Here is a 25,321-nt window from a genome sequence, read left to right as displayed (position 1 = left end):
CCTACAGGTTGCCGAGCTCGCGCGGTTCGCTCACCTTGACCGGGTTGTGTTCCGAGCGGAAACGCGCCGCCATCTCGTACGCAGCCTTGCGCACCCGCATGATCGAGCCGATCGGCCGGTGTGCAGCCAGGCCGTGCCAGGGGCTGAAAGCCATGCCGTCGTTCACGGCGCGCACGCGGTCCTCGCTCCAGGCGGGCTGGGGCGACACGCTGATGCGGGCCACCGTCACATAGGGGCTGGTGTCTTCGGGCCACACCACCGGAGCGTCTTCGATCGGCATGGTTTCCAGGTCCACGCAGAGCTGCACGCGCAGTTCCCAGGTGCCACCGCGCGTCTGGAAGTGGCGCGCCACGGCCTCGCGCAGCGCGTCCGGGTTGGACAGATCCACCGGCGCGTCCTTCAGCGCCGTCAGTTCGGCCGACACCGGCGCCAGCGACAGCTTGGCCATGTAGGGGCCGTACAGCATCGGCACCTGGGTGTAGTAGGTTTCGCCCAGCGGGTTCGTGGCCGGATGGCCGCCCAGGGACTTCAGCATCGCACTTTCGCCACCGGCCTTTTCGATCAGCGACTCCAGGCCGCGCAGCGCCGCGGACAACACGTTCTTCGCGCCCGGCGCCTTGTCCGTCGTGCCGGCCAGCAGCTTCAGGCTGCCCAGGAATTTCTTCGCGGTCGGCGTGCTGAAGGCCGGGCCGTTGATCATCACGAAATCCTGCGTGGTGTCGCCTTCCGAGCCGGGCAGGCGCACGCCTTCGACGCCGATGATCTTCAGCGCCAGGCCGCGCGGGGTGGACACTTTGTCGTCGAGCAGGTCGCCGGGCGTGCTCGACAGCCGCATCACCACCGGCCGGATGCCGGGATGGGCGAAGGCGCCCTGGGCCAGCACGGCGGGTAGGCCCTGCAGCACCTCGATCTCGCCGCGCAGCAGGCCATGGCTCTTGGCATGCACGCTGCGGTAGGCATGTCCTTCGTCCTTGTGCACCGTCTCGCTGATCTTGCGCAGGGTCTCGACCATCTCGCGCGTGGTCTCGGCCTCGTCTTCCTCGGGCTGTTCGAAGGATGGCTCGTAGACCAGCGGCGCCAGCGGCGCGTGCGGCGAGGCTTCCGCCAGGACGGGGGCGGTTTCGGGGAAATTCGGTTGGGTCATCGTGGTGCCTTCTGGGGTGGAAAAAAGAGCCCGTGAACGCTCAGGCCGGCTTCGTGGCGCGCAGCCGTATCGGTATCGCCTTGGCCGCCGGCACCTTGCTGCCTTCGGCATGGTGGGCCAGCGGCATCAGCGGGTTGCATTCGGGAAAGTAGCCGGCGGCGCAGCCCGCGGGGATGTCGTAGGTGGTCACGCGCAGTCCGGCCACGGCACGGTGGAAGCCGTCGTTCACAGCGGTCTCGGCCGTCACGATGGCGCCTTCGGCCAGGCCCAGGCGGGCGATGTCAGCCGCGTTCATCAGCAGCACCATGCGCGTGCCGTAGATGCCGCGGAAGCGGTCGTCGAGGCTGTAGACCGTGGTGTTGAACTGGTCGTCGCTGCGCACCGTCATGAGGCGCAAGGTATCGGCGTCGGGCTCGGGTGTGTCGGGGTCCGTCCGCAGGTCGGCGGGCGTGGCGAAGTGGGCCTTGCCGCTGTCGGTCTTCCATTCGCGGTGGCGCGCCGGAATGGGCCGTTGGAAGCCGCCCGGCGCGCGGAACCGCCGGTTGAAGTCGCCGAAGATCTCGGGCCAGGTGGCCTCGATGGCGTCGCGCACCAGGGCGTAGTCGCCGACCCACTGCGACCAGGGCACCTTGGGGTTGGGCGCGAGCGTGGCCTGGGCGATGGACGCGACGATGGCCGCCTCGGAGCGCAGCGTGTCTTCGGCGGGCTCGGCGACGCCGTCGGACGCATGCATGAAGCCGGTCGAATCTTCCACCGACACGGTCTGCGCGCCGCCGGCCTGGCGGTCGATCTCGATGCGGCCCAGGCAGGGCAGCAGGTAGGAGACCTCGCCGGGCAGCAGGTGGCTGTGGTTGAGCTTGGTGGCGATGTGCACCGTGAGCCGCAGCTTCTGCCAGGCAGCCTCGATGCGCTGCGTGTCGGGCACGGCGCGCACGAAGTTGCCGCCCAGGCCGATGAAGGCGCGCACCGACCCGTCGAGCACACCTTCGCAGGCTTCCACCGTGTTCAGCCCTTTCTTGCGCGGCGGCTCGAAGCCATAGAGTTCCGCCAGCCGGTCCAGCGGCGCGAGTTCGGGCTTTTCGGTGATGCCCACGGTGCGCTGGCCCTGCACGTTGGAATGGCCACGCACCGGGCAGATGCCCGCGCCCTCGCGGCCGATGTGGCCGCCGAGCAGCAGCAGGTTGGTGAGCATCTGTACGTTGAGCACGCCCTTGCGGTGCTGCGTCAGGCCCATGCCGTAGACGCAGATCACCGATTTCGCGGCGGCAAAGGTGGCGGCGGCGGATTCGAGGCTCGCGCGGTCGAGACCGGATTCGCGTTCGATCTCCGCCCATTCGGTCCGGCGCACAAAGGCCGCGAAGTCCTCGAAACCTTGCGTATGCTCCGCGATGAAGGCCGCATCGAGCAGGCGCCGGGCGCCGCTCTGCAGTGCCGCGTCGTCGCCTTCGATCAGCCACTTGCACAGGCCGGTGATGGCCGCGATGTCGCCGCCGTTCTTCACCTGCAGGTATTGGGTGCTGATGGCCGTCTGGGCCGGCGTGAGCATCTCCAGCGGCGACTGCGGGTTGGCGAAGCTCACCAGGCCGCGTTCGCGCAGCGGATTGAAGCTCACGATGGGCACGCCGCGCCGCCTGGCGTCCTGCAACTGGTGCAGCATGCGCGGGCTGTTCACGCCCGGGTTCTGGCCGAAGAAGAAGACCGCGTCGCAGTGTTCGAAGTCGTCCAGCGTCACCGTGCCCACCGGCACACCGAGGCTTTGCTTCAGGCCCACGGAGGTGCTCTCGTGGCACATGTTGGAGCTGTCGGGCAGGTTGTTGTTGCCGTACAGGCGGGCGAGCAACTGGTACATGTAGCTCGTCTCCAGCGAGGCACGGCCCGAGGCATAGAACACCACGGACTCGGCCTGCTCGGCTTGCAGTGCGCGCAACTCGGCACCGATGGCCGCAAAGGCTTCTTCCCATGAGACCTCGACGTAGCGGTCGAGCCCAGCGTCCCAGCGCAGGGGCACGGTGAGCCGGCCGCCGGCTTCCAGGTCGTGGTCGCTCCAGGTCTGCAGTTCGCTCACCGTATGCGTCTCGAAGAAGCGTGCAGGCAGGCGTTTGTCGGTGAGTTCCCAGGCCGTGGCCTTGGCGCCGTTCTCGCAGAACTCGGCCGCATGCGGCTTGGCCGGCTTGGCCCAGGCGCAGCTCACGCAGGCGAAGCCGCCAGGCTTGTTCTGCTTGAGCAACGCATGTGCGGTAGAGATCGGCGCTTCCTCGCGGAACATCGACACGGCCACCGCCTTGAGAGAACCCCAGCCTCCGGAGGGGCGGTCGTCGGGTGCGAAGCGTGGCGTGTCTTTCATGGGGGCGATGGGAGGTGTAAGAGGGTAAGAGGGCGCGCTTGCGCGGGGTGGCCAATCAGCGTAGGCGCAAGCCAGGCGCCGGGTCGTGGGACGTCGGTCCCAGGCCGTGTGGGACGCCGCCGACCACGGCGGTACGGCATAGGAACACGCCTACGCCCTCGCGCGCAGCCCGACGACTTGTGCCGGTGCCATCTCACTTCTAAGGTGCTCGTTAGCCCCGCCAATCCCCATTCGAAAGCTCCACGATGCATCCAGAAGAAAACCATCACGACGCGCGCCATCCTGCGCGTTTCCCGCTCGCCGAAGACGCGCCCGGCGCCAATGCCGACAACCGGTCCGACCTGTCGACCCGCTTGGCCAAGGTCTGGCCGGTTTCCCGCCGCGGCATGGTGCAGGCCAGCGCCGCCATGGCCACGGTGCACCTGGCCGGCTGCGCCTCCAGCGCCGCCACCACGTCGGCGCCTGCACAGACCGCCGTCGCCGCGACGGTGGAGCAACCCCCGTCATTGCAACCCGTGACGCTGCATGTCAACGGCAAGCGGCACCGTATCGAGGTCGACACACGCACCACGGTGCTCGACGCGCTGCGCGAGAACCTCGGCCTCAAGGGCTCGAAGAAAGGCTGCGACCACGGCCAATGCGGCGCCTGCACGGTATTGATCGAAGGCCGGCGCACCAATGCCTGCCTGAGCCTGGCGGTGATGCACGACGGCGACGAGATCACCACCATCGAGGGCCTGGGCACGCCGGACAAGCTGCATGCGATGCAGGCCTCGTTCCTCAAGCACGACGGCTTCCAGTGTGGCTACTGCACCTCGGGCCAGATCTGTTCCTCGGTCGGCATGTTGGCCGAGGTGAAGATGGGCATGCCGAGCCACGTCACGCCCGACCTGAACGCCCCCGGCCCCTTGACGGACGAGGAGATCCGCGAGCGCATGAGCGGCAACCTGTGCCGCTGCAGCGCCTACCCGAACATCGTGGCTTCCATCCGCCAAGTGGCGACCGGTCAAGGAGGCCAGGCATGAAGGCCTTCACCTACGAGCGGCCGCGCTCGCTGCAGGACGCGGCATCCTCCTTCGCCGCCAAGCCTTCGGCGCGCCTGATCGGCGGCGGCACGAACCTGCTGGACCTGATGAAGCTGGAGGTGGAAACCCCCGGCCACTTGATCGACGTGAACCACCTCGGCCTGGACAAGGTCACGCCCACTGAAAACGGTGGCCTGCGCATCGGCGCCAGCGTGCGCAACAGCGACCTGGCCGCCGACCCGCAGGTGCGCCGCCACTACGGCGTGCTGAGCCGCGCGCTGCTCAGCGGTGCCTCGGGCCAGTTGCGCAACAAGGCCACCACGGCCGGCAACCTGCTGCAGCGCACGCGTTGCAATTACTTCTACGACATCTCCAAGCCGTGCAACAAGCGCACGCCCGGTGAAGGTTGCTCGGCGCTGCAGGGCTACAACCGCATGAACGCGATCCTCGGCACCAGCGAGCAGTGCATCGCCGTGCATCCGTCGGACATGGCGGTGGCCATGCGTGTGCTCGACGCGCAGGTGGAAACCATGTCGCCTCGCGGCAAAAGGGTGATCCCGATCGCCGACTTCCACCGCCTGCCGGGCAGCACGCCGCAGGTCGAGACCAGCCTGCAGCAGGGCGAGATCATCACCGCGGTCACGCTGCCGCCACCGCTGCCGGGACGGCACATCTACCGCAAGGTGCGCGACCGGGCCTCCTACGCTTTTGCGCTGGTGTCCGTCGCCGCCATCGTCGACGCCGATGGCGGCACCATCCGCTCGGCGAGGTTCGCGTTCGGTGGCGTGGCCCACAAGCCGTGGCGTGTGGAGGGCGCGGAATCGGCGCTCGCCGGCGCCCGCCTGGGCGATCCCACGGCCCGCGCCGTGGCCGACCAGGTGCTGGCGGGCGCGCGCGGCTTCGGCCACAACGACTTCAAGATCCCATTGCTGCGCGGCAGCCTGGCCGCCGTGCTGGCCGAGGCCTGACCGCCCCTTTAGAAGAACACAGGAACATTCCCATGGAAATGAACAACCCGGCGCCACGCAACGCCATCGATGACAACCGCCAGGGCCTGATCGGCAAGGGCATCAACCGCGTCGAGGGCCTGCTCAAGGTCACCGGCCAGGCGCCCTATGCCTACGAGGTGGTGGAGGGCGAGGGCGGAAAGGCCGCCTATGGTTTCATCGTCGGCGCCACCATCGCCAAGGGCACGGTGGCCGGCATCGACACCGCCGCTGCCGAAAACGCGCCCGGCGTGCTGCTGGTATGGACCCATCGCAACGCACCCAGGCAAGGCGCCTGGGGCCCGCTGGACGCCAAGGACCGCTATGGCCGTGCTTCGCCGCAAATGGGCAGCAACCGCGTCGACTACTACGGCCAGGCGGTGGCCTATGTGGTGGCGCAGACCTTCGAGCAGGCGCGCGCCGCCGCCTACCTGGTGAAGGTGCGTTATGCGCCCGAGCCCGGCGAGTTCGAGCTCGCGCCCGCGCGGGGGAAGGCCGTGAAGCCGCCCGACGAACCCAACCAGAAGACCGACAGCCTGGTCGGCGATTTCGCCTCGGCCTTCGAGGGCGCGGCGGTCAAGGTCGATTCCTCGTACACCACGCCGTGCCACATCCATGCGCAGATGGAGCCGCATGCGACCATGGCCTACTGGAAGGACGGCCGCGTGGTCATCCACTGCGCCTCCCAGTTGCTCGAAAGCGCGCAGCAGGCCGTGGCCGGCACGCTGCAGATCGCGCCCGACAAGGTGCGCATCGTGAGCCGTTACGTGGGTGGCGGTTTCGGCGGCAAGCTGCCGGTGTATGGCGACGTGATGTTGTCGGCGATGGCTGCACGCCAGCTCAACCGGCCGGTGAAGACCGCGCTCACGCGGCAGCAGATGTTCCACTTCACCACGCACCGCAGCGACACCATGCAGCGCGTGCGCCTGGGCGCCACGGCCGACGGCAAGTTCGTCGCCATCGGCCACGAGACCTGGGCGCACAGCGCGCGCTTCGACAACTTCATGGAGAACGCGAGCCTGCAGACGCGCACGCTCTATGCGGCGCCGAACCGCATGACCACGCACCGCCTCGTCAAGCTCGACTTGCCGATCGCCGATTCGACACGGGCACCCGGCGAGGCCGTGGGCATGCTGGCGCTGGAGCAGGCGGTGGACGAACTCGCCGAGAAGTTGAAGCTCGACCCGATCGAACTGCGCATCCGCAACGAGCCCGCGCAGGATCCGGAGCTGAACGTGCCGTATTCGAGCCGCCAGCTCGTGGCCTGCATGCGTGAGGGTGCGCAGCGCTTCGGCTGGCGCAACCGGCGTGCCGAGCCGGCCGCGGTGGTCGAGGGGCGCTGGTGGATCGGCATGGGCATGGCCGCGGCCACGCGCAGCAATTTCCTGATGCCGTCCAAATGCAACGTGGCGCTGGACCGGCAGGGTGTGCTCACGGTGCGCATGGCCATGACCGACATCGGCACCGGCAGCTACACCGTGCTGACCCAGGTGGCGGCCGAAACCATGGGCCTGCCGGTGGACAAGGTGCGCATGCTGCTGGGCGACAGCGACTTCCCCGAAACGCCGGGCTCCGGTGGCTCCTGGGGCGCGGCGAGCGCGGGCTCCGGCCTGTTCGACGCCTGCACCAACCTGCGCGAGAAGCTCGCGCGCAAGCTCGGCGTGGCGCCGGCCGAGGCGGTGTTCGCGGATGGCCGGGTGTCCGGCGCGGGCAAGTCCGAAACCCTGGGCGCGCTGGCCGGTACGCTGGGCCTGGAGGCCAGCGGCGAGATCAAGCCCGGCAGCATGGCCAAGAAGTTCTCGCAGCAGGCCTACGGCGCCCACTTCGCGGAAGTGGCCGTGCACCGCGACACCGGTGAGATCCGCCTGCGGCGCATGCTGGGTGTGTTCGCGGCGGGCCGCATCCTCAACGAGAAGACCGCCAAGAACCAGGCCGTGGGGGCCATGGTCTGGGGCGTGGGCAGTGCGCTGATGGAGGAGGCGGTGGTCGATCCACGCTACGGCTTCTTCGCCAACCAGGATCTGGCTGGCTACCACGTGGCGGCGCATGCCGATATTCCAGCGGTCGAGGCGATCTTCCTGCCCGAGGTCGACGACAAGACCAACCCGTTGAAGATCAAGGGCGTGGGGGAACTCGGCATCTGCGGCGCGGGTGCGGCGGTGGCGAATGCGGTCTACAACGCGTGCGGCGTGCGCATCCGCCAATTCCCCTTGACGCTGGACAAGGTGATGACGGGGCTGGCTGCGAAGCAGGCTGGTGGATAAGTTACGTATTCGGCGACGACCCGGCCGTTTGCCCTGAGCCTGGCCCGTCCGTTCGTCCTGAGCCTGAGACCCGTCTGTTCGCCCTGAGCCTGGCCGTCCGTTCGCCCTGAGCCTGTCGAAGCTAATGCTCGCCGTGGCCCAGGGCTTCGACCGGGCCAGCCCGAACGGAGCGGGATGTGGCCTCGGGTTTGGATGTCTGAATGACAGGCGGCGGCGCTGCGCTACTGCAGCGCAGCGGGCACCTCACCATGGCCCTGATCCTCGAGCCGGCTCGCCACATGTTGGCGGTGTGCCCCCTCCGGCTGCGTGGCTTGGATCAGGGCGGCCAGGGCCAGGGTGAGCTGGTCGGCGGCCTCGGAGGCCTCGAGCGCCTTGGTCGCGGCCACATCGGCCAGCTCGAGCACGACGGCGGCGTTGATTTTTTCCCGGCCCGTCTGGGCGCGCTCCAGCGCCTGGTGTGCGGCCTCCTGTGCGTGCACGGCGCGTTCGACCGAAGCCAGCGCCATGGCGGGCACGGCCGCTGCGTCCTGTGCCATCCGCCCGGCCAGGTCCGAGATCCGATGCGCGGCCTGCCGGGCTTCGTCCAGGCGTTGTCTGGCCAGGTGGAAGGCCGTCAGCACATCGATGAGCTCCACCGCATGGGCCAGTTCGGCATACCGCGCCACCGAGGCACGTAATTGGCCGAGCTGCTGCGGGTCGTAGGCCAGCAGATCGGCCAGGATGGCCGGCGATGAAAGCGCTCTTGAGTTTGCCCATCTCGAGGCAATACCATCAAAGTCCATATGCGTGTCCTGGAATGCTCCTGAAGCGATGGATTCACTGTAGCCAGCACCGCGCCATCGGCCAACGTCGGCGCATCCAGCGGCCGTGTAGGATAAGTTTGATATTTGGGGAAGGTAGATCAACGATGGCGCGCGCGCCGGGACCGAAAACACGCCCATTCGAGCGGCCACTGCCGCCGAACGCCTGGACCGCCTACTGCGACGGCAGCGCCATGCCCAATCCGGGCCGCATCGGCCTGGGCGCGGTGATCACGGCGCCCGACGGGGCACGCCACACGCTTTCGCAGGCTGCGGCTGAACGCGGCTGCAACAACGAAGCCGAAGTACGCGCGTTGACGGCGGCGCTTCTCGCGCTGAAGTCGATGGGGGCGGATGTGCTGCGCGTGCATTGCGACAACAGCGTTGTGGTGGCGCAGTTGGGGGGTGGCGCGGCGAAGCCGATCGCACGCCTGGCCCATCTCTTCGACGAGGCCCGCGCACTGCTGGTGTCGTTCAGGCAGGCCGAGGTGGTGTGGATACCGCAGCACCTCAACAGCGACGCGGATGGCCTCGCGCGCGCTGCGTTGGGCATCGCCGCGCCACGGACCGTCAAGGCCTCGAAGCGGCGCGGGCGGTGATCTCCGCGCATTTAGCGTCCCCGCCCGTTCGCACTGAGCCTGTCGAAGTGCCTCTTCGTCCGAGCCAATGGGCTTCGACAGGCTCAGCCCGAACGGAGGTTTCGGGCCGATCAAGCCGACGACCAGCCATTGCATATTTCGCCGACCCCGCCCGTTCGCACTGAGCTTGTCGAAGTGCCTCTTCAACCGAGTCAAGGGGCTTCGACAGGCTCAGCCCGAACGGAGGTTTCGGGACCGATCAAGCCGAGGACCACCCATTGCGTATTTCGCCGACCCTGTCCCGTTCGCACTGAGCTTGTCGAGGTGCCTCTTCACCCGAGTCAAGGGGCTTCGACAGGCTCAGCCCGAACGGAGGTTTCGGGGCCGGTCAAGCCGAGGACCAGCCATTGCGTATTTCGCCGACCCCGCCCGTTCGCACTGAGCCTGTCGAAGTGGCTCTTCACCCGAGTCAAGGGGCTTCGACCGGCTCAGCCCGAACGGAGGTTTCGGGACCGATCAAGCCGAGCACCAGCCATTGCATATTTCGCCGACCCCGCCCGTTCGCACTGAGCCTGTCGAAGTGGCTCTTCACCCGAGTCAAGGGGCTTCGAAAGGCTCAGCCCGAACGGAGGTTTCGGGGCCGGTCAAGCCGAGCACCAGCCATTGCATATTTCGCCGACCCCGCCCGTTCGCACTGAGCCTGTCGAAGTGCCTCTTCACCCGAGTCAAAGGCCTTCGACAGGCTCAGCCCGAACGGATCAATCAAGCGCTGGCTGCGTCCAACGTCGCCACGGCCTCCGCATCAAGCACCAGCCGGCTGCCCGCCACCAGTTCCTTCAACTGCGCCAGCGAAGTCGCGCTCGCGATCGGCGAAGTCACGCTCGGTCGCTGCATCAGCCAGGCCGTCGCCACCTGGCCCGGCGTGGCGTTCAGTTGGGCGGCCACCGCATCCAGCGCGGCGAGGATGCGCAGGCCGCGGGGATTGAGGTACTTGGCCACGGTGTTCTTGCCGCGCGCGCTCTTGCTGGCATCCGCCTCGTTGCGGTATTTGCCGGTGAGGAAACCCGCGGCCAGCGTGTAGAAGTTGATCACGCCCAGGCCCTGCTGCATGCACAGCGGCTCCAGCGCGTCCTCGAAGACCGCGCGGTCGTACAGGTTGTACAGCGGCTGCAGGCTTTCGTAGCGCGGCAGGCCGTGCTTTTCGCTGGCGGCCAGCGCCGCCGCCAGCCGCTCGGCCGTGTGGTTCGATGCGCCGATGGCGCGCACCTTGCCGGCGCGGATCAAATCGGCATAGGCGCCGAGCGTGTCTTCGAAAGGCGTCTGGGCATCGTCGTCGTGCGACTGGTAGAGGTCGATGTGGTCGGTCTGCAGGCGACGCAGCGAGGCTTCGACGGCCTCGCGGATGTAAGCCGGCTTCAGTCCTTGCTTGTCCGGCCCCATGGGCTTGCCCACCTTGGTGGCCAGCACCACCTGGTCGCGTTTGCCGCTCTTTTTGAGCCACTGGCCGATCAGCGTCTCGGACTCGCCGCCCACATGGCCCGGCGCCCAGGCCGAATACACGTCGGCGGTGTCGATGAAGTTGAAGCCCGCGTCGAGCCAGGCGTCGAGCAGGTTGAACGAGGTGGCGGCGTCGACGGTCCAGCCGAAGACGTTACCGCCGAAGCAGAGTGGCGAGACCTGCAGGCCGCTGCGGCCGAGGGGGCGGAGATTCATGGTGCGGTGTTCCTGGAGCGGTGGAGGAGACGCCATTGTTCACTGTTGGCTGGTTCTTTGCAGGGGCTGGCTCGTGGCAGCTTGCGCGGGAGGTTCCGGCCGGCTCATGGCTGATGCGAACTGGCCGACTGGCCGCGGACGAACTCATGCGGCAGTCCCCGCATGCGCCCCTCAAAGTTGCCGCGAACCGCCTCCGCTCGTCAACGTCATTTAAGCAAGGCGTTGTACATGGCCGTGCCGATGATGCCGTGGACCTGCGTCGTTGGGTGGAGAACGTCCCAGTAAAGGAAAGGTGCGATCAATCCGGCCTGCGATACATCCACGCAGGTCGATGGATTGCGGAACAGGCAATCCACCGCACCGGTGCCGGGAGACAGGAACGCCAGCGCAGGCACATCGGCATTGACAAGTCCGCTGTTCACCAACGTCTCGCCCAGCGTGAAGACATCGACACGAACGATCTTGATGCCCGGAAGCAGGCTCAGCGAATTCAATGAGGTGGCGAGCAGCGCATTGTGTGTCTTGGCCAGTGCCGTGAATGTTGCGCTTGCGCCTTGCGCCTTGACCAGCGGCGTGCCGCCAAGATCGGGCAGGTTCGGCACCAGGAAATCTCGCGCGCCGGTGTCGTACAGCGCGCGGATCGACTTCGCCACGTTGTTCACCACGACATACGGATCATGGGTGATGTTCTGCAGGTAATCATTGGATCCGGACCAGACGACATACAGCGCATTGGGCGCGGACTTCTTGCCGCCGAGGGCCGTCGTGTAGAGCCCCACTTGCCCGACCAAGCCCGGCACGAGGAAACCGTTCGGCGTTGGATTCTGAATGCCTGAGCCTGCGCCACCGAACGCGAAGTTCACGCTGGCCTTCTTGTCCAGGCCGCCAGCGACCACAAACGGCGTCAGCGCTGCGCTGTTCTTTCGGGATGCCAGTTGCCACAGGTATTCGACAGCCACCGGTCCGTTCGAAAACCGGCCCTGCCAGTAGGTGGCGTAGGGCGTGACCGAGGGCGGCACCGCAGGCACCATTTGCTGCGTCGTGGTTGCTGCGAAGTCGTTGCCCGTGTCCGACAGGCTGTCGCCGAACACGTACATGGCCGCATAGTTCACCTGGCCGGCCATGGCCATGGGGGACATCACGACTGCGAACAATGCGACGAGCATGCCGCTGAATAAGTGCTTCATCTGGTTCATTGAAACCTCCCGGTGTTGATGTTCTCGCGCCATTTGCGCGCCAGCAATATTTGCTTGGTCCGTCCTACATTCGTGTCCCTTTGAAGGACAAGTCCTTGTAGGTCCTCGCGCCGACGTCGCCAGCCTTAAGAAAGCTTAAGCCTGGTTTTTCTCCGGTCATGAACAATGGTCGGAGCGTGGCGCCGAGGTGGATTGGCCCACCTCTCTCATTTGCCGGATTTCGAAGGAGGAGTGATGAACATCAAACTGGTCGGTGGCCCTGGCGATGGGGTCGTGCTCAAGGCAGCACGACCGCGCAACGATTGGATTTGGCAGCACAACGGCAGGAATTTCTACTACAAGGCTCAGGCTCGCCCCGACGAGGCTGCACCCGGATCAGCGCAACCTGCCGAACCTGTCCTATTCCTGTTCCAAGAGATGCAAACCGCGACCGAGTTGTCTGAATCACGGTGCAGCTGAGCACCGGGACCTCCGGCGTGGAAACAGACAAGGCCATGGAAAAACCAAACGACTTCGAGCGAACACTTCACGCCCCTGGCGCTTCGCGAAACCGCGCATCCGATCCTGATTCTCAACCCGGCGCACGCGCTGACGTCGTCGCGCCCTGGGAGACCTTGCTCAAACTGGTGCCCGAAATCAGGTTGATGGTCGGATTGGTCGCGTCCGCGGTACTCATCGCCGGCCTTTACTTCGGTCGGGACATCTTGATGCCGTTGACGTTTGCGTTCCTTCTGGGCTTCGTGCTCGACCCGCTGGTGGGGAAGCTCAAGCGATGGGGCTTGCCACGCGGCGCTGCGGTCGTTGTCGTGATGGCCGTTGCACTCATGGCACTCGGCTTGACGGGGCTGTTCCTGGGCCAACAGGTCAGCTCACTGAGCGCCGAACTGCCGACCTACCAGAGCAACATCCGTGCGAAATTGCACTCGGCCAGCGCAAGCCTGCGGGCGCCAGGCATGTTCGATGGCGTCCTGAAAACCTTCGATGTCGTCAGGACCGAGGTCGAGACCGGTGCCCGCGATAACGCAGCCCCGGCGACCAAAGGTACGGCGCGGGCCGCGGCCATGCGCGTTCAGGTCGAAGACACGCCACCGTCGCCCATGCGCAGGGCCATCGACTGGTTCGAAGCCGCCAGCGGGCCACTCGCCAGCGCCGGCATCGCCTTCATCTTCGTCGTGCTGGTGCTGCTGGACCGGCTGGACTTGCGCGACCGGCTGCTGCGGCTATGGGGGGGCAGCCTGCAACAGTCGACCGATGCCATGGACGAAGCCGGCCGACGCATCACACGGTATCTGGCCCTGCAACTCGTGGTGAACCTGAGTTACGGCCTGCCGATGGGCGTGGGCTTGTGGCTGATCGGTGTACCGGGCGCTTTCCTGTGGGGCGCGCTGGCCGCGCTGATGCGCTTCGTGCCGTACATCGGACCGATGATCTCGTCGGTATTCCCCATCGCGCTGGCGTTCGCGGTCGATCCGGGCTGGTCGATGCTGCTGTGGACCATCAGTCTGATCGTGGCGCTGGAGCTTCTCAGCAACAACCTGATCGAGCCCTGGCTGTACGGCAACAGCACCGGTCTCTCGGCCATCTCGCTGATGGTGGCCGCGACATTCTGGACCGCGTTATGGGGCCCCTTGGGGCTGATCATGTCCACGCCCCTGACCGTGTGCCTGCTCGTCATCGGTCGCCATCTGCCTCGGCTCGGATTCCTCGATGTGCTGCTCGGCAGCCGGCCGGCGTTCGACACGCCGACCCGGATCTACCAGCGCCTGCTGGCGGGGGATGTCGAAGAAGCGATTGAACTCGCCAGCGCCAGCGTGGAAGACGGTAATGTGATCGCCTGCTACGACGAACTCGGTGTCGGGATTCTCCGGATGGCCACGAACGACCACACGAGCGCCTCCACGGCCGAGCATCGCCATCGCGTGCTGAAGGGCATGGAAACCCTGCTGGACGCGATCGAAGAGCAGCACCCCGCGGCCGAGCCGGCGGGACGGCCCAGGGTGGTTTGCATTGGCGGCAAATGGGAGGTCGACAACCTGGCTGCCCGCATGCTGACCCATGCCATGTCCCTGTCGGGTCACGCCGCGGCCTTCAGGCCGGCTGGCGCGGTCAGCGCCGACTACGTCGCCGGGCTCGACCTCGATGACGTGCACACTGTCTGTATCTCTTACTTCAGCCCGGAGCCGCAAGTTCAGGCGCGGCGCTTTTGCCATCGCTTGCATCGCCGCTGGCCGGAAGTCCGGATCGTGCTCGCGCTGTGGAACGCCACACCGGCATTGCAAGCCGAGGACAGCGGCGACGCGCTCGGCGCCGCCGCGTTCGTGACCTCGGTCGGCGAAGCGGTGTTGCGCACGGCGCAACTCTCGGGCGCCGCACTCGGAGCCAGCTTCGCCGCGGCGCTGACACCATCCGACGACGAGGAACGTCTTGCGGCACTTCGCGGCAGTGGGGCACTCGATGCGCGCGCCAAGCCGATCTTCGATGTCGCCGCGAAACGCGCTGCCGATATTTTCGACGTCCCGATGGCATTGGTTGCGCTGATCGACGAGCATACGCAGGACGTTCGCGGCGCCTTCGGCAGCCTTTCCGCGAATGACCCGGGATCCAGGTTCCAGGATTCAAGGCTGCCGCGCGAACTCTCCGTGTGCGGGCACGTGGTGGCTGGCAACAGGACCTTGGTGGTGCCGGACATCGCGCGGGACCTCCGCTTCGCTGGCAACCAGCTCCTGGTCGATCAAGGATTTCACTTCTATGCCGGTGCGCCCTTGCGTGACGCCCAAGGCTACGTCCTCGGGACGCTGTGCCTGCTCGACGACACGCCGCGAACCCTCAGTCGGCGCGAGGTGCGGTTGCTCGAAGCGATGGCCGACGACCTGATGGCAGCGCTTCACGCCAGCGCCGTCGCTTGGAGCGAGTCTTGTGCCGATGCCGCGCCGGCCAGCGAGCCGTCGACGTCGACCTCTACCGTGGGGCAATTGTTGCCAAAACCGGCGTAAGTGCATCGCCCGGGATTTCCTGGACACGAGCCGCTGGCGATGGCGTCTTTCGAACTTTGCCGGAGAGGCCTCTCGCGGAGGGGCGCCAAAAGATGGCGGAAGCGGTGAGATTCGAACTCACGGGCCCTTGCGAGCCGCCGGTTTTCAAGACCGGTGCAATCGACCACTCTGCCACGCTTCCAGCGGTCGCCATTCTAACCGTGACTTGGTGATCAGCCCGCCTGCAGCATGCCCTTGGTCTCGATGAAGGCCACCACCTCGGCCAGGCCGGCGTTGGTCTTGAGGTTGGTCATCACGAAGGGCTTGAGGCCCTGCGCGTTGGTACGCATGCGGCGGGTGTCGGCTTCCATCACGGCGAGGTCGGCGCCGACGTGGGGGGCGAGGTCGGTCTTGTTGATCACGAACAGGTCGCTCTTGGTGATGCCGGGGCCGCCCTTGCGTGGGATTTTCTCGCCGGCGGCCACGTCGATCACGTAGATGGTGAGGTCGCTGAGTTCGGGGCTGAAGGTGGCGGCCAGGTTGTCGCCGCCGGACTCCACGAACACCACGTCGGCGTCCGGATGTTCGACCAGCATGCGGTCGATGGCCTCCAGGTTGATCGAGCAGTCTTCGCGGATGGCGGTGTGCGGGCAACCGCCGGTCTCCACGCCCATGATGCGTTCTGCCGGCAGCGCGCCGCTCACGGTCAGGATACGCTGGTCTTCCTTGGTGTAGATGTCGTTGGTGATGGCGACCAGGTCGTATTTGGCGCGCATGGCCTTGCACAGCATTTCGAGCAGCGTGGTCTTGCCGGAGCCGACGGGGCCGCCGATGCCGACGCGCAGCGGTGGGAGTTTCTTGGTGCGGTTGGCGATGTGGTGCAGTGCGGACATGGTGGTCTCAGGATCGGAAGAGGCGTGAATATTGGGTTTCGTGCTGGGCCGACAGGATGGCCAGCATCGGCGAGAAGGCCTGGCGGTCCTCGTCGGGCATGGCCATGGCCTGGTCGACGGCCGCCGGGATTTCGGCGGCCATGCGCGCCAGGATACGCTGGCCGGCGCTCTGGCCCAGCGGCACGGCCTTGATGGCGCTCTGGGTCATGTTCTCGGCCCAGCCGAACGCGAACGCCAGCAGGCCGTCGCGCACGCCGGCTTGCGTGGCGGCCACGGCCAGCGCATAGGCGATGGGGTAGGTGGGCTGCATGGCGGCGCAGGCGGCGATCTGTTCGGGCGTAGCGGTGTGGTGGTTGCGCAGCCATTCGAGCAGGGAGCGGCCCATCTGTTCGGTCTGGGCGCGCAACTCGCTGGTCTCGCGGGTGTGCAGGATCCAGGCATTGAGTGCATCGACGCGTTCGGTGTCGGCCCTGCGCCAGGCGGGAATGGCCTGGGCGATCACGGCCAGGTCGCTGCGCGCGAGGCTGAGTTGCAGCTGGTCGACGAGCCAATCGGATGCTATGCTTTCCGTAGCTACACCCGCCCGATCCACGGCCGCTTCCAGGCCTTCGGAGTATGAAAACCCGCCCACGGGCAGGGCCGGGGAGGCGAGCCAGATGAGCTGCAGCAGGCTGGCGCCGGAAGGGTCCTGCATCAATGCGAGTGGCCGTGCCCGTGATCATGGTCGTGGCCGCAGCCCGGGCCGTGCACGTGTGGCGCCGAAGCTGCCACGACCGGGATCGCGACACGTTGGGCCGCGGGCTTTGCTGCCTCATGGCTGTGCCCGTGGTCGTGGTCGTGGTCGTGGTCCGCGTGGTCATGGTCATGCCCGTGCCCATGTCCGCCATGGCTGTGACCGCCGGCCGCATAGGCGCCGCCTTCGGGCTCGAAGGCCGCATCCTGTGCAACGACGGTGAGGTGCATGGCGCGCAGCATGTCGGCCAGGACGTGGTCGGGTTCGATCTTCAAATGGTCGGGCTGAAGTTCGATCGGCACATGGCGGTTGCCCAGATGGTAGGCGGCGCGCGTCAGATCGAACGGCGAACCGTGATCGGCGCAGGGGGTGATCACCAGCACCGGCTGCGGTGCGGCGATGACCTTCACCAGCGAGCCGTCTTCGGTGACCAGCACGTCGCCGCCGCGCACCAGCGTGCCGCGCGGCAGGAACACGCCGAGCTGGCGGCCGAGCGAGTCGGTGGCGTCGAAGCGGCTCTTCTGGCGAACGTCCCAGTCGAGTTCGACGGTGGCGGCACGCTTGAGCAGCACGGGGGCCAGGCCGAGGCCCTGGGCGATGAGTTTGGAAGTCTGGAGCATCGGCACATTAAAACAGGAAGTAGCGCTGCGCCATGGGCAGGCTCTTCGCCGGATCGCAGGTCAGCAATTGCCCATCGGCCCGCACGGTGTAGGTCTGCGCGTCGATTTCCATCTTCGGCAGGTAGTGGTTGTGCACCATGTGGTGCTTGCGCACCTGGCGGATGTTCTTCACTGCACTCAGCGTCTTCTTGAGCCCATAGGTTTCGTGGATGCCCGCGTCGAGCGCCGACTTGGAGACGAAGGTCAGCGAACCGCGTGCGAGCGCACCGCCGAACGCGCCGAACATCGGCCGGTAGTGCACCGGCTGCGGCGTGGGGATGGACGCGTTCGGGTCGCCCATGGCCGCGAGTGCGATGAAGCCGCCCTTCAAGATCAGCGCCGGCTTCACGCCGAAGAACGCCGGCTTCCACACCACCAGGTCGGCCCATTTGCCGACCTCGATGCTGCCCACCTCGTGGCTGATGCCGTGGGCGATGGCCGGGTTGATGGTGTATTTGGCGATGTAGCGCTTGGCGCGGAAGTTGTCGTTGCGGCTGGAATCTTCGGGCAGGCTGCCGCGCTGCTGCTTCATCTTGTGCGCCGTCTGCCAGGTGCGCAGGATGACCTCGCCGACGCGGCCCATGGCCTGGCTGTCGGAGCTCATCATGCTGATCGCACCCATGTCGTGCAGGATGTCTTCGGCGGCAATGGTTTCCTTGCGGATGCGGCTTTCGGCGAAGGCCAGGTCTTCGGCGATGGCGGGGTCTAGGTGGTGGCAGACCATCAGCATGTCGACGTGTTCGTCGAGCGTGTTGACGGTGTAGGGCATGGTCGGGTTGGTGCTCGAAGGCAGGAAGTTGGCCTCGCCCACCACGCGCAGGATGTCGGGTGCATGGCCGCCGCCCGCGCCTTCGGTGTGGAAGGCGCACAGGCCGCGGCCCTTGGTGGCGGCGATGGTGTTCTCGACGAAGCCGGATTCGTTCAGCGTGTCGGAGTGGATCGCCACCTGCACGTCGGCGCCTTCGGCCACGTCCAGGCAGTTGCTGATGGCCGCGGGCGTCGTGCCCCAGTCTTCGTGCAGCTTCAGGCCGATCACGCCGGCGCTCACCTGTTCGTAGAGCGCGGCCGGCAGGCTGGCATTGCCCTTGCCGAGGAAGCCGAGGTTCATCGGGAAACCATCCGCCGCCTGCAACATGCGTTCGATGTTCCATGGGCCGGGTGTGCAGGTGGTGGCGAAGGTGCCGGTGGCGGGGCCGGTGCCACCGCCGAGCATGGTGGTGACGCCCGAGGCCAGCGCCTCCTCGATCTGCTGCGGCGCGATAAAGTGAATGTGCGAATCGATGCCGCCGGCGGTGACGATGTTGCCTTCGCAGCTGATCACCTCCGTACCCGGGCCGATGATGATGTCCACGCCCGGCTGCACGTCGGGGTTGCCGGCCTTGCCGATGGCCACGATACGCCCGCCCTTCAGGCCGATGTCGGCCTTGACGATGCCCCAGTGGTCGATGATGAGCGCGTTGGTCATCACGCAGTCGACCGCGCCTTCTGCGTTCATGCGCTGGCTTTGCGCCATGCCGTCGCGGATGGTCTTGCCGCCGCCGAACTTCACTTCTTCGCCGTAGCCGCCCGCGCGCAGGGTGTAGTCCTGCTCGACCTCGATCAGCAGGTCGGTGTCGGCCAGGCGCACCCGGTCGCCCACGGTGGGGCCGAAAATTTCCGCATAGGCGCGGCGTCCGATGGTTGCCATATCAGTTCACCCCCAGGCTGCGGTGCTGCGCACTCTTCGCCAACCCCCTTGCCGGGGGCGATGCCAGTGGCCCGGCAAAGCCGGTTCCACGGCATCCCTGGAAGGGGCGCGTTCCGTTGGACACCGCGTGGTACTTCGTTGTCTGCATTTAGAGCTTTCCTTGTACGAGGCCGCGAAAGCCGTAGACGGTGCGGTCGCCTGAATAGTCGACGAGTTCGACGGTACGTTGCTGCCCCGGCTCGAAGCGCACGGCCGAGCCGGACGGGATGTTGAGCCGTTTGCCGCGCGCCGCGTCGCGGTCGAAGCCGAGCGCCGCATTGGTCTCGGCGAAGTGGTAGTGCGAGCCGACCTGGATCGGCCGGTCGGCGGTGTTCTGAACCACCAGGGTCAGGCCGATGCGGCCGGGGTTGAGGTCGTGGTCGCCGTCGTCGATGAGCAATTCGCCGGGTGTCATGGGGCCTCCTTCAGACCAGTTGCAGCAGGAAGGCGCCGCCGAGCAGTGTCACCAGGCCGCCCACCACGCGCGGCCACCAGGCGCTGTGTCGGCGCAGGGCCAGGCCGAGACCGACGCCGGCCAGGTGCAGGCCCAGGGTGGCGATCAACATGCCCAGCAGCGGGGTGAAGCCGTTCGTGCCGCCGGCCAGTTCGGTGCCGTGCGCGATGCCGTGGAAGATGGCGAACACACCGACGATGCCCGCGGCCAGCATGGCCGGCAGCCTGGCCTGGCTGGCCACCAGCAGGCCCAGCACCAGCAGCGAAGCGGCGATCATCGGCTCCACCGCCGGCAGCGCGACGCCGTCCAGGCCGAGCAGGGCGCCGACCAGCAGCATGCCGGCAAAAGCGAGCGGCGCGAACCAGACGCGCCGCGCAGAGGTCGCGGTCATCGCGCTCCATAGGCCCACAGCCAGCATCGCGGCCATGTGGTCGGCGCCGGTGAGCGGGTGCAGCAGGCCGTCCATGAAAACGACGTCGTGCAGGCCACCGTCGCTGCCCGGATGGGCCAGCGCGGCAGCGGATGCGGTGCCAAGGGCGGCGAGGGTGAGGATCTTGGCGATCGATGGACGCATGTTCTGTTTCTCCGGCGGAATGAAGTTAAACAATCGGTTGGTGCACTGTGACGAGCTTGGTGCCGTCCGGAAAGGTCGCTTCGACCTGGATGTCCGGGATCATCTCGGCGATACCGTCCATCACGTCGGCGCGGGTCAGCACGCTGCGGCCTTCGCTCATGAGCTGGGCCACGCTTTTGCCGTCGCGCGCGCCCTCCATGACGGCGGCCGAGATCAGCGCCACGGCTTCGGGATAGTTGAGCTTCAGGCCGCGGGCCTTGCGCCGCTCGGCCAGCAGGCCGGCTGTGAAGATCAACAGCTTGTCTTTTTCACGAGGAGTCAGTTCCATTTTTCGTTTCACTCAATAGTTAGATCGTGCGGCCGCAAATGCCGGCCGAACACGAGGCGTGAGTTCCATGTCTTTGGTGTCGGTTCGGTGAAGAGGATTCGGAGCGACGCATCGGCCGCACCCGTCGAAGGATTTTGACGCAATACTTATGCCCGGCCGTGGGCCCGAAGCAGGTTGCCGCACCCTTCGGGCATGAAAGCTGCTCAATCGCTTCGTGCAAGACCTCCCCATTTCTCCGCCCGAGCGCCAGGTGCTCGTCGATGCGCCACAACACGTGGTGAAGGTGCGGCGCGACTACAACAGCTGGGTGGTCAGCGAGACCATGGAAGACTACGCGTTGCGCTTCACGCCGCAGCGCTTTCGCAAGTGGTCCGAATGGCGCGTGGCCAACACGGCCTTCGGCGCGGCCTCGTTCCTGATCCTCGAGGCCGTCGGCGCCACGCTGCTGGTGCAGCACGGCTTCGTCAACGCCTTCTGGGCCATCATCGCCACCGGCCTGATCATCTTCCTGGCCGGCCTGCCGATCAGCATCTACGCGGCGCGCCACGGCGTGGACATGGACCTGCTCACCCGCGGCGCCGGGTTCGGCTACATCGGCTCCACGCTCACCTCGCTGATCTACGCGACCTTCACCTTCATCTTCTTCGCGCTCGAGGCGGCGGTCATGGCCTATGCGCTCGACCTGGCGCTCGGCATACCGCCGGCCTGGGGCTACCTCATCTGCGCGCTGGTGGTGATCCCGCTGGTCACGCACGGCGTGTCCGTCATCAGCCGGCTGCAGGTGTGGACGCAGCCGCTGTGGCTGGTGATGCTGGTGGTGCCTTTCATCTATGTCGCCTGGCGCGAACCGGGCGTGTTTGCGGCGGTCATGCACTATGGTGGTGATTCCGGGGGCGAAGCCAAGTTCGACATGCTCTCATTTGGTGCATCCCTCACGGTCGGGATCGCCCTGATCACCCAAATGGGCGAACAGGCCGACTATCTGCGCTTCATGCCGGTGCGTACCGAGGCGGGCAAGCGCCGCTGGTGGTTCGGCGTGCTGGCCGGCGGGCCGGGCTGGGTGATCCTCGGCGTGCTGAAGATGCTCGGCGGCGCACTGCTGGCCTACCTGGCCATCAGCCACATGGTGCCGACCGAGCGCGCGGTCGATCCGAACCAGATGTACCTGGCGGCCTATGAATACGTCTTCCCCAACTACGGCTGGGCCGTGGCGGCCACGGCCTTCTTCGTCGTGCTGTCGCAGCTCAAGATCAACGTGACCAACGCCTATGCGGGTTCGCTGGCCTGGTCGAACTTCTTCTCGCGCATCACGCACAGCCACCCGGGGCGCGTGGTCTGGGTGGTGTTCAACACCCTCATCGCCTTCATGCTGATGGAGATGAACGTGTTCGAGGCCCTGGGCGACGTGCTCGGGCTGTATTCCAACATCGCCATCGCCTGGATGATGGCCGTGGTGGCCGACCTGGTGGTCAACAAGCCGCTGGGGCTGTCGCCGCCGGGCATCGAGTTCAAGCGCGCCTACCTCTACGACATCAACCCGGTGGGCGTGGGGGCGATGGGGCTGGCGTCGGCGCTGTCGGTGTCGGCCTATCTCGGCATGTTCGGCCCGATGGCACAGGCCTTTTCGGCGGTGATCGCGCTCGGCACGGCCTTCGTCACCTCGCCGCTCCTGGCCTGGTGGACGAAAGGCCAGTACTACATCGCGCGTGGTCCGCAAGCCGATTGGCAGGACCAGAGGTCCGACACGCTTCAGAAGCAAACCGTTCGCACTGAGCCTGTCGAAGTGCCAGTGCAGCACCGCCAGGCAACGACCAGCTCAGCCCGAACGGATGTCCGCAGGCCGAGCAGCGTCCAGGCAAGCCCGCAGGCCAGCGGCAGCTCAAAACCCTATGCCCTGCAGCACTGCGTGATCTGCGAACGGCCCTACGAAGGGCCCGACATGGCGCACTGCCCGGCCTACCAGGGGCCGATCTGTTCGCTGTGCTGCACGCTCGACGCGCGCTGCGGCGACCTGTGCAAGCCGCATGCGGCGCTGGCCGTGCAGTGGTCGGCCGCGCTGCGCTGGCTGTTGCCGCGCCGCATCTGGCCCTACCTGGACACCGGCCTCGGCCATTTCATCCTGCTGATGCTGGTGGTGGTGCCGCTCCTGGCCACGGTGTTCGGCCTGCTGTATTACCAGGAACTGCGCGCGCTGGCGCTGGTGGTGACCAATGCCGACATCCTCGGCGCGATGGAAGCCGCGTTGCGCTCGGGCTTCCTCAAGGCCTACATGGCGCTGCTGGTCACGGCCGGCATCGTCGCCTGGTGGCTGGTGCTGGCGCACAAGAGCCGGCAGGTGGCGCAGGAGGAGTCGAACCGCCAGACGCACCTGCTGCAGCGCGAGATCGAGCTGCACCGCCAGACCGACCAGGCCCTGCAGGACGCGCGCCTCGTGGCCGAGCGCGCGCGCCAGGCCGCCGACCAGGCCAACCAGGCCAAGAGCCGCTACATCAGCGCGATCAGCCACGAACTGCGCACGCCGCTCAACAGCATCCTGGGCTACGCGCAGCTCATGGGCGAGGACACGGCCGTGCCGCCGCACCGCCAGCAGGCGGTGAGCGTGATCAAGCGCGGCGGCGAGCATCTGCTGTCGCTGATCGAAGGCACGCTCGACATCGCGCAGATCGAAAGCGGCAAGCTCACGCTCAACGTCAAGCCGATGCGCTTCGCCGATGCCATGCACGAGATGTGCGAGATGTTCGAACCCCAGGCGCGGGCCAAGGGGCTGGCGTTCCGCTTCGCGCCCGAAGGCGTGTTGCCCGAGGTGGTGCGCGCCGACGAGAAACGCGTGCGGCAGATCCTCATCAACCTGCTCGGCAATGCCATCAAGTTCACTGCCCAGGGCCATGTCTGCCTGCGCGTGCGGTATGCACGCGAGCTGGCGATGATCGAGATCGAGGACACCGGCCCGGGCCTGGCCGCGCCCGAACTCGCCAGCATTTTCGAGCCGTTCGCACGCGGCGCCGCCAGCAGCCAGGCGACGCCAGGCGCGGGCCTGGGCCTGACCATTGCGAAGATGCTGACCGACCTCATGGGCGGCGAGATGACGGTGGCCAGTACGCTGGGCGTTGGTGCGGTCTTCCGGATCAAGCTCTTCCTGCCCGAACTGCATCCTTCCACCATCGGGCCGCGTGCCCTCTCCGCCGCGCCCCGGCCGCAGCGCCGCGGCTACCTCGGCCCGCGCCGGACCCTGCTGGTGGTCGACAACGAAGAGGCCGACCGCGAACTGCTGGTGCAGCTGCTCACCCCGCTGGGCTTCGAGCTGCGCACCGCCGCCAGCGGCCACGACGCGCTGGACCTGCTGGCCACCGGCTACCGGCCCGACGTGGTGCTGATGGACCTGGCCATGCCCGGCATCGACGGCTGGGAAACGATTCGAAGGATGCGGGCTGGCGGCCATGCCGGCATCCGGGTGGCCATCGTCTCGGCCAATGCCTTCGACAAGGCGCTGGAGAACGACGTCGGCATCCGCCCCGAGGACTTCATCGTCAAGCCCGTGCGGCACAGCGAGCTGCTCGACTGGCTGGAGCGGCGGCTGGCGCTGCAGTGGACCGACACGCCGGTGGCCATCGCCGAGCCCGCGCCGGTCGCGGCGCGCGTCTGGCCGAGTGCCGAGCGCCTGCAGGCCCTGGCCGAGGCCGTGCAGCTCGGCTACTACCGTGGCGTGCTGAACCATCTCGGCCATATCGAGGCCGAGGAACCCGCCTGCGCGGGGCTGGTGAACGAGATCCGCGGTCTGGCGCGACAATTCCAGTTCGAAACCATTGGCCGCCTGCTGGCCGAAGCCCCTTCATCGCTCACCGCCAAAGATGTCCCCAGCTCCCGTTGATTCACCCGTCGAAAGGCACCCTGCCGATGCCGGCCCGCTGGACCGCGCGAACAGCGACGTGGTGCTGATCGTCGACGACGTGCCCGACAACCTGGCCATGCTGCACGACGCGCTCGACGAATCCGGCTACACCGTGCTGGTGGCCACCAGCGGCGAATCCGCGTTGCAGCGCGCGGCCCAGGCGCGGCCCGACATCGTGCTGCTCGACGCCATGATGCCCGGCATGGACGGCTTCGAGGTGGCGCGCCGGCTCAAGGCGCTGCCGGCCACGGCCCATATCCCGATCATCTTCATGACCGGCCTGACCGAGACCGAACACCTGGTGGCCGCGCTGGAAGCCGGCGGCGTGGACTACGTCACCAAGCCGATCAAGCCCAAGGAAGTGCTGGCCCGCATGAACGTGCACCTGCAGGGCGCCCGGCGTGCGCGCCAGGAGGTGCGCGAGGCGGGGCAGGCGCGCAATGCGTTGGACGCGTTCGGCTACGCCAGCATCACCGTGCGCGCCAGTGACGGCCGGCTGATGTGGCAGACGCCGCTGGCGCGCGACCTGCTCACCCGGTACTTCGGCCCGCCCGCGCCGCACCAGGCGAACCTGGCACCGCAGCCGGTGATCGACTGGCTGCGGCTGCACCTGCCGATGCTCGACGTGCTGGCCGCACAGCAGCTCGAGCCGCCGCGGCTGAGCGTGGCGCAGGGTGCGCGCAGCCTCAGTTTCCGGCTGCACCAGCAGACCGGCGACGACGAAGGCGGCAGCGGGGAGGGCCACGACTGGCTGATCATCATGCGCGAGGTGTCCGACGCCGCCGTGATCGAAGCCATGAGCCTGAGCTTCAAGCTCACCGGCCGCGAAGCCGAGGTGCTGTACTGGGTGGTCAAGGGCAAGACCAACCGCGACATCGGCGAGATCCTCGGCTCCAGCCCGGCCACGGTGAAGAAGCACCTGGAGCGCGTCTACGTGAAAATGGGCGTGGAGACGCGCACCGCGGCGGCCGGCATGGCGATGGGCAAGATCCGGCAGCTGCATCCGCAGTTCGAAGGTTGAGCGGGCGGCATTGGCCGCAGAA

The 25,321-nt window shown here is 67.0% G+C and carries 20 protein-coding genes and 1 tRNA gene; 8 read left to right on the top strand and 13 right to left on the bottom strand.

Features of this window, described 5'->3' with window-relative positions:
• Position 1: 1 nt before the first annotated feature.
• Positions 2-1,144 (bottom strand): catalase family protein, encoded by a 1,143-nt coding sequence (locus RD110_RS18120; protein ID WP_076200844.1) that lies wholly within the window; start codon positions 1,142-1,144, stop codon positions 2-4.
• A 40-nt stretch (positions 1,145-1,184) separates the two neighbouring features.
• Entirely contained in the window at positions 1,185-3,488 is a 2,304-nt protein-coding gene (locus RD110_RS18115) for an FdhF/YdeP family oxidoreductase (RefSeq protein ID WP_076200842.1), read from the bottom strand.
• 386 nt (positions 3,489-3,874) lie between these two features.
• Between RD110_RS18115 and RD110_RS18110 the strand changes: the two genes are divergently transcribed.
• The 3 genes from RD110_RS18110 to RD110_RS18100 are packed head-to-tail and all read left to right on the top strand — an operon-like array spanning position 3,875 to position 7,763.
• The gene (locus RD110_RS18110; protein WP_076205220.1) at positions 3,875-4,513 is read left to right on the top strand and encodes a 2Fe-2S iron-sulfur cluster-binding protein; all 639 of its coding nucleotides are present in this window, start codon (positions 3,875-3,877) and stop codon (positions 4,511-4,513) included.
• Positions 4,510-5,481, top strand: a complete 972-nt coding sequence (locus RD110_RS18105; RefSeq protein ID WP_076200841.1) for an FAD binding domain-containing protein — start codon at positions 4,510-4,512, stop codon at positions 5,479-5,481. Before RD110_RS18110 ends, RD110_RS18105 begins: the two co-directional genes overlap by 4 nt.
• A 32-nt stretch (positions 5,482-5,513) precedes the next feature.
• Positions 5,514-7,763, top strand: coding sequence for a xanthine dehydrogenase family protein molybdopterin-binding subunit (locus RD110_RS18100; protein WP_076200839.1), 2,250 nt, complete (start codon positions 5,514-5,516; stop codon positions 7,761-7,763).
• 221 nt (positions 7,764-7,984) lie between these two features.
• Here the strand turns inward: RD110_RS18100 and RD110_RS28095 are convergent, their stop codons facing one another.
• Complete coding sequence (locus RD110_RS28095) at positions 7,985-8,545, bottom strand: hypothetical protein (protein WP_076200838.1); 561 nt, start codon at positions 8,543-8,545, stop codon at positions 7,985-7,987.
• 125 nt (positions 8,546-8,670) lie between these two features.
• On the opposite strand from RD110_RS28095, the gene RD110_RS18090 reads away from it, so the two are divergent.
• Complete coding sequence (locus RD110_RS18090) at positions 8,671-9,162, top strand: ribonuclease HI family protein (protein WP_076200836.1); 492 nt, start codon at positions 8,671-8,673, stop codon at positions 9,160-9,162.
• A gap of 741 nt (positions 9,163-9,903) precedes the next feature.
• On the opposite strand, the gene RD110_RS18085 is transcribed toward RD110_RS18090, so the two are convergent.
• Positions 9,904-10,854 carry an aldo/keto reductase gene (locus RD110_RS18085; protein WP_076200835.1) on the bottom strand — a complete coding sequence of 317 codons (951 nt, stop codon included), beginning with the start codon at positions 10,852-10,854 and terminating at the stop codon, positions 9,904-9,906.
• Between the two features lie 206 nt (positions 10,855-11,060).
• The gene (locus RD110_RS18080) at positions 11,061-12,050 is read right to left on the bottom strand and encodes an SGNH/GDSL hydrolase family protein (protein ID WP_076200833.1); all 990 of its coding nucleotides are present in this window, start codon (positions 12,048-12,050) and stop codon (positions 11,061-11,063) included.
• Between the two features lie 234 nt (positions 12,051-12,284).
• On the opposite strand from RD110_RS18080, the gene RD110_RS28090 reads away from it, so the two are divergent.
• Entirely contained in the window at positions 12,285-12,509 is a 225-nt protein-coding gene (locus RD110_RS28090; protein WP_157900239.1) for a hypothetical protein, read from the top strand.
• 35 nt (positions 12,510-12,544) lie between these two features.
• Positions 12,545-15,043 (top strand): AI-2E family transporter, encoded by a 2,499-nt coding sequence (locus RD110_RS18075; protein ID WP_083686685.1) that lies wholly within the window; start codon positions 12,545-12,547, stop codon positions 15,041-15,043.
• A 93-nt stretch (positions 15,044-15,136) separates the two neighbouring features.
• Here RD110_RS18075 and RD110_RS18070 read toward each other — a convergent pair.
• The 8 genes from RD110_RS18070 to RD110_RS18035 form a co-directional block, all read right to left on the bottom strand.
• Positions 15,137-15,224 (bottom strand) — tRNA-Ser (locus tag RD110_RS18070).
• A gap of 31 nt (positions 15,225-15,255) precedes the next feature.
• Entirely contained in the window at positions 15,256-15,915 is a 660-nt protein-coding gene (gene ureG / locus RD110_RS18065; RefSeq protein ID WP_076200830.1) for an urease accessory protein UreG, read from the bottom strand.
• A 7-nt stretch (positions 15,916-15,922) separates the two neighbouring features.
• The gene (locus RD110_RS18060; protein ID WP_076200829.1) at positions 15,923-16,609 is read right to left on the bottom strand and encodes an urease accessory protein UreF; all 687 of its coding nucleotides are present in this window, start codon (positions 16,607-16,609) and stop codon (positions 15,923-15,925) included.
• Positions 16,609-17,268, bottom strand: coding sequence for an urease accessory protein UreE (gene ureE, locus RD110_RS18055; protein WP_076200827.1), 660 nt, complete (start codon positions 17,266-17,268; stop codon positions 16,609-16,611). Before ureE ends, RD110_RS18060 begins: the two co-directional genes overlap by 1 nt.
• A 7-nt stretch (positions 17,269-17,275) precedes the next feature.
• On the bottom strand, positions 17,276-18,994 hold the full coding sequence (gene ureC / locus RD110_RS18050; protein WP_076200826.1) for an urease subunit alpha: 1,719 nt from the start codon (positions 18,992-18,994) through the stop codon (positions 17,276-17,278).
• A gap of 148 nt (positions 18,995-19,142) precedes the next feature.
• Positions 19,143-19,448: an urease subunit beta gene (locus RD110_RS18045; protein WP_076200824.1), complete on the bottom strand. Its 306-nt coding sequence runs from the start codon at positions 19,446-19,448 to the stop codon at positions 19,143-19,145.
• A 10-nt stretch (positions 19,449-19,458) separates the two neighbouring features.
• Complete coding sequence (locus tag RD110_RS18040) at positions 19,459-20,061, bottom strand: HupE/UreJ family protein (RefSeq protein ID WP_076200823.1); 603 nt, start codon at positions 20,059-20,061, stop codon at positions 19,459-19,461.
• A 25-nt stretch (positions 20,062-20,086) separates the two neighbouring features.
• Positions 20,087-20,389: an urease subunit gamma gene (locus tag RD110_RS18035; RefSeq protein WP_076200821.1), complete on the bottom strand. Its 303-nt coding sequence runs from the start codon at positions 20,387-20,389 to the stop codon at positions 20,087-20,089.
• A 214-nt stretch (positions 20,390-20,603) separates the two neighbouring features.
• On the opposite strand from RD110_RS18035, the gene RD110_RS18030 reads away from it, so the two are divergent.
• Both RD110_RS18030 and RD110_RS18025 read left to right on the top strand, forming a co-directional pair.
• The gene (locus RD110_RS18030) at positions 20,604-24,257 is read left to right on the top strand and encodes an ATP-binding protein (RefSeq protein WP_076200820.1); all 3,654 of its coding nucleotides are present in this window, start codon (positions 20,604-20,606) and stop codon (positions 24,255-24,257) included.
• Positions 24,238-25,299, top strand: coding sequence for a response regulator transcription factor (locus RD110_RS18025; RefSeq protein WP_076200818.1), 1,062 nt, complete (start codon positions 24,238-24,240; stop codon positions 25,297-25,299). Before RD110_RS18030 ends, RD110_RS18025 begins: the two co-directional genes overlap by 20 nt.
• Positions 25,300-25,321 lie beyond the last annotated feature (22 nt).

Source organism: Rhodoferax koreense (assembly GCF_001955695.1).
Classification (GTDB): Bacteria; Pseudomonadota; Gammaproteobacteria; order Burkholderiales; family Burkholderiaceae_C; genus Rhodoferax_B; species Rhodoferax_B koreensis.
This window is presented reverse-complemented; position numbering and strand designations above follow the sequence as displayed.

Coding starts and splice junctions, on each gene's coding strand:
- RD110_RS18115 (WP_076200842.1), bottom strand. CDS start 3,488: ATGAAAGACACGCCACGCTTCGCACCCGACGACCGCCCCTCCGGAGGC.
- RD110_RS28090 (WP_157900239.1), top strand. CDS start 12,285: ATGAACATCAAACTGGTCGGTGGCCCTGGCGATGGGGTCGTGCTCAAG.
- RD110_RS18090 (WP_076200836.1), top strand. CDS start 8,671: ATGGCGCGCGCGCCGGGACCGAAAACACGCCCATTCGAGCGGCCACTG.
- RD110_RS18080 (WP_076200833.1), bottom strand. CDS start 12,050: ATGAACCAGATGAAGCACTTATTCAGCGGCATGCTCGTCGCATTGTTC.
- RD110_RS18025 (WP_076200818.1), top strand. CDS start 24,238: ATGTCCCCAGCTCCCGTTGATTCACCCGTCGAAAGGCACCCTGCCGAT.
- RD110_RS18075 (WP_083686685.1), top strand. CDS start 12,545: ATGGAAAAACCAAACGACTTCGAGCGAACACTTCACGCCCCTGGCGCT.
- RD110_RS18085 (WP_076200835.1), bottom strand. CDS start 10,854: ATGAATCTCCGCCCCCTCGGCCGCAGCGGCCTGCAGGTCTCGCCACTC.
- RD110_RS18045 (WP_076200824.1), bottom strand. CDS start 19,448: ATGACACCCGGCGAATTGCTCATCGACGACGGCGACCACGACCTCAAC.
- RD110_RS18110 (WP_076205220.1), top strand. CDS start 3,875: ATGGTGCAGGCCAGCGCCGCCATGGCCACGGTGCACCTGGCCGGCTGC.
- RD110_RS18060 (WP_076200829.1), bottom strand. CDS start 16,609: ATGCAGGACCCTTCCGGCGCCAGCCTGCTGCAGCTCATCTGGCTCGCC.
- RD110_RS18100 (WP_076200839.1), top strand. CDS start 5,514: ATGGAAATGAACAACCCGGCGCCACGCAACGCCATCGATGACAACCGC.
- RD110_RS18040 (WP_076200823.1), bottom strand. CDS start 20,061: ATGCGTCCATCGATCGCCAAGATCCTCACCCTCGCCGCCCTTGGCACC.
- RD110_RS18120 (WP_076200844.1), bottom strand. CDS start 1,144: ATGACCCAACCGAATTTCCCCGAAACCGCCCCCGTCCTGGCGGAAGCC.
- RD110_RS18105 (WP_076200841.1), top strand. CDS start 4,510: ATGAAGGCCTTCACCTACGAGCGGCCGCGCTCGCTGCAGGACGCGGCA.
- ureC (WP_076200826.1), bottom strand. CDS start 18,994: ATGGCAACCATCGGACGCCGCGCCTATGCGGAAATTTTCGGCCCCACC.
- RD110_RS18035 (WP_076200821.1), bottom strand. CDS start 20,389: ATGGAACTGACTCCTCGTGAAAAAGACAAGCTGTTGATCTTCACAGCC.
- ureG (WP_076200830.1), bottom strand. CDS start 15,915: ATGTCCGCACTGCACCACATCGCCAACCGCACCAAGAAACTCCCACCG.
- ureE (WP_076200827.1), bottom strand. CDS start 17,268: ATGCTCCAGACTTCCAAACTCATCGCCCAGGGCCTCGGCCTGGCCCCC.
- RD110_RS28095 (WP_076200838.1), bottom strand. CDS start 8,545: ATGGACTTTGATGGTATTGCCTCGAGATGGGCAAACTCAAGAGCGCTT.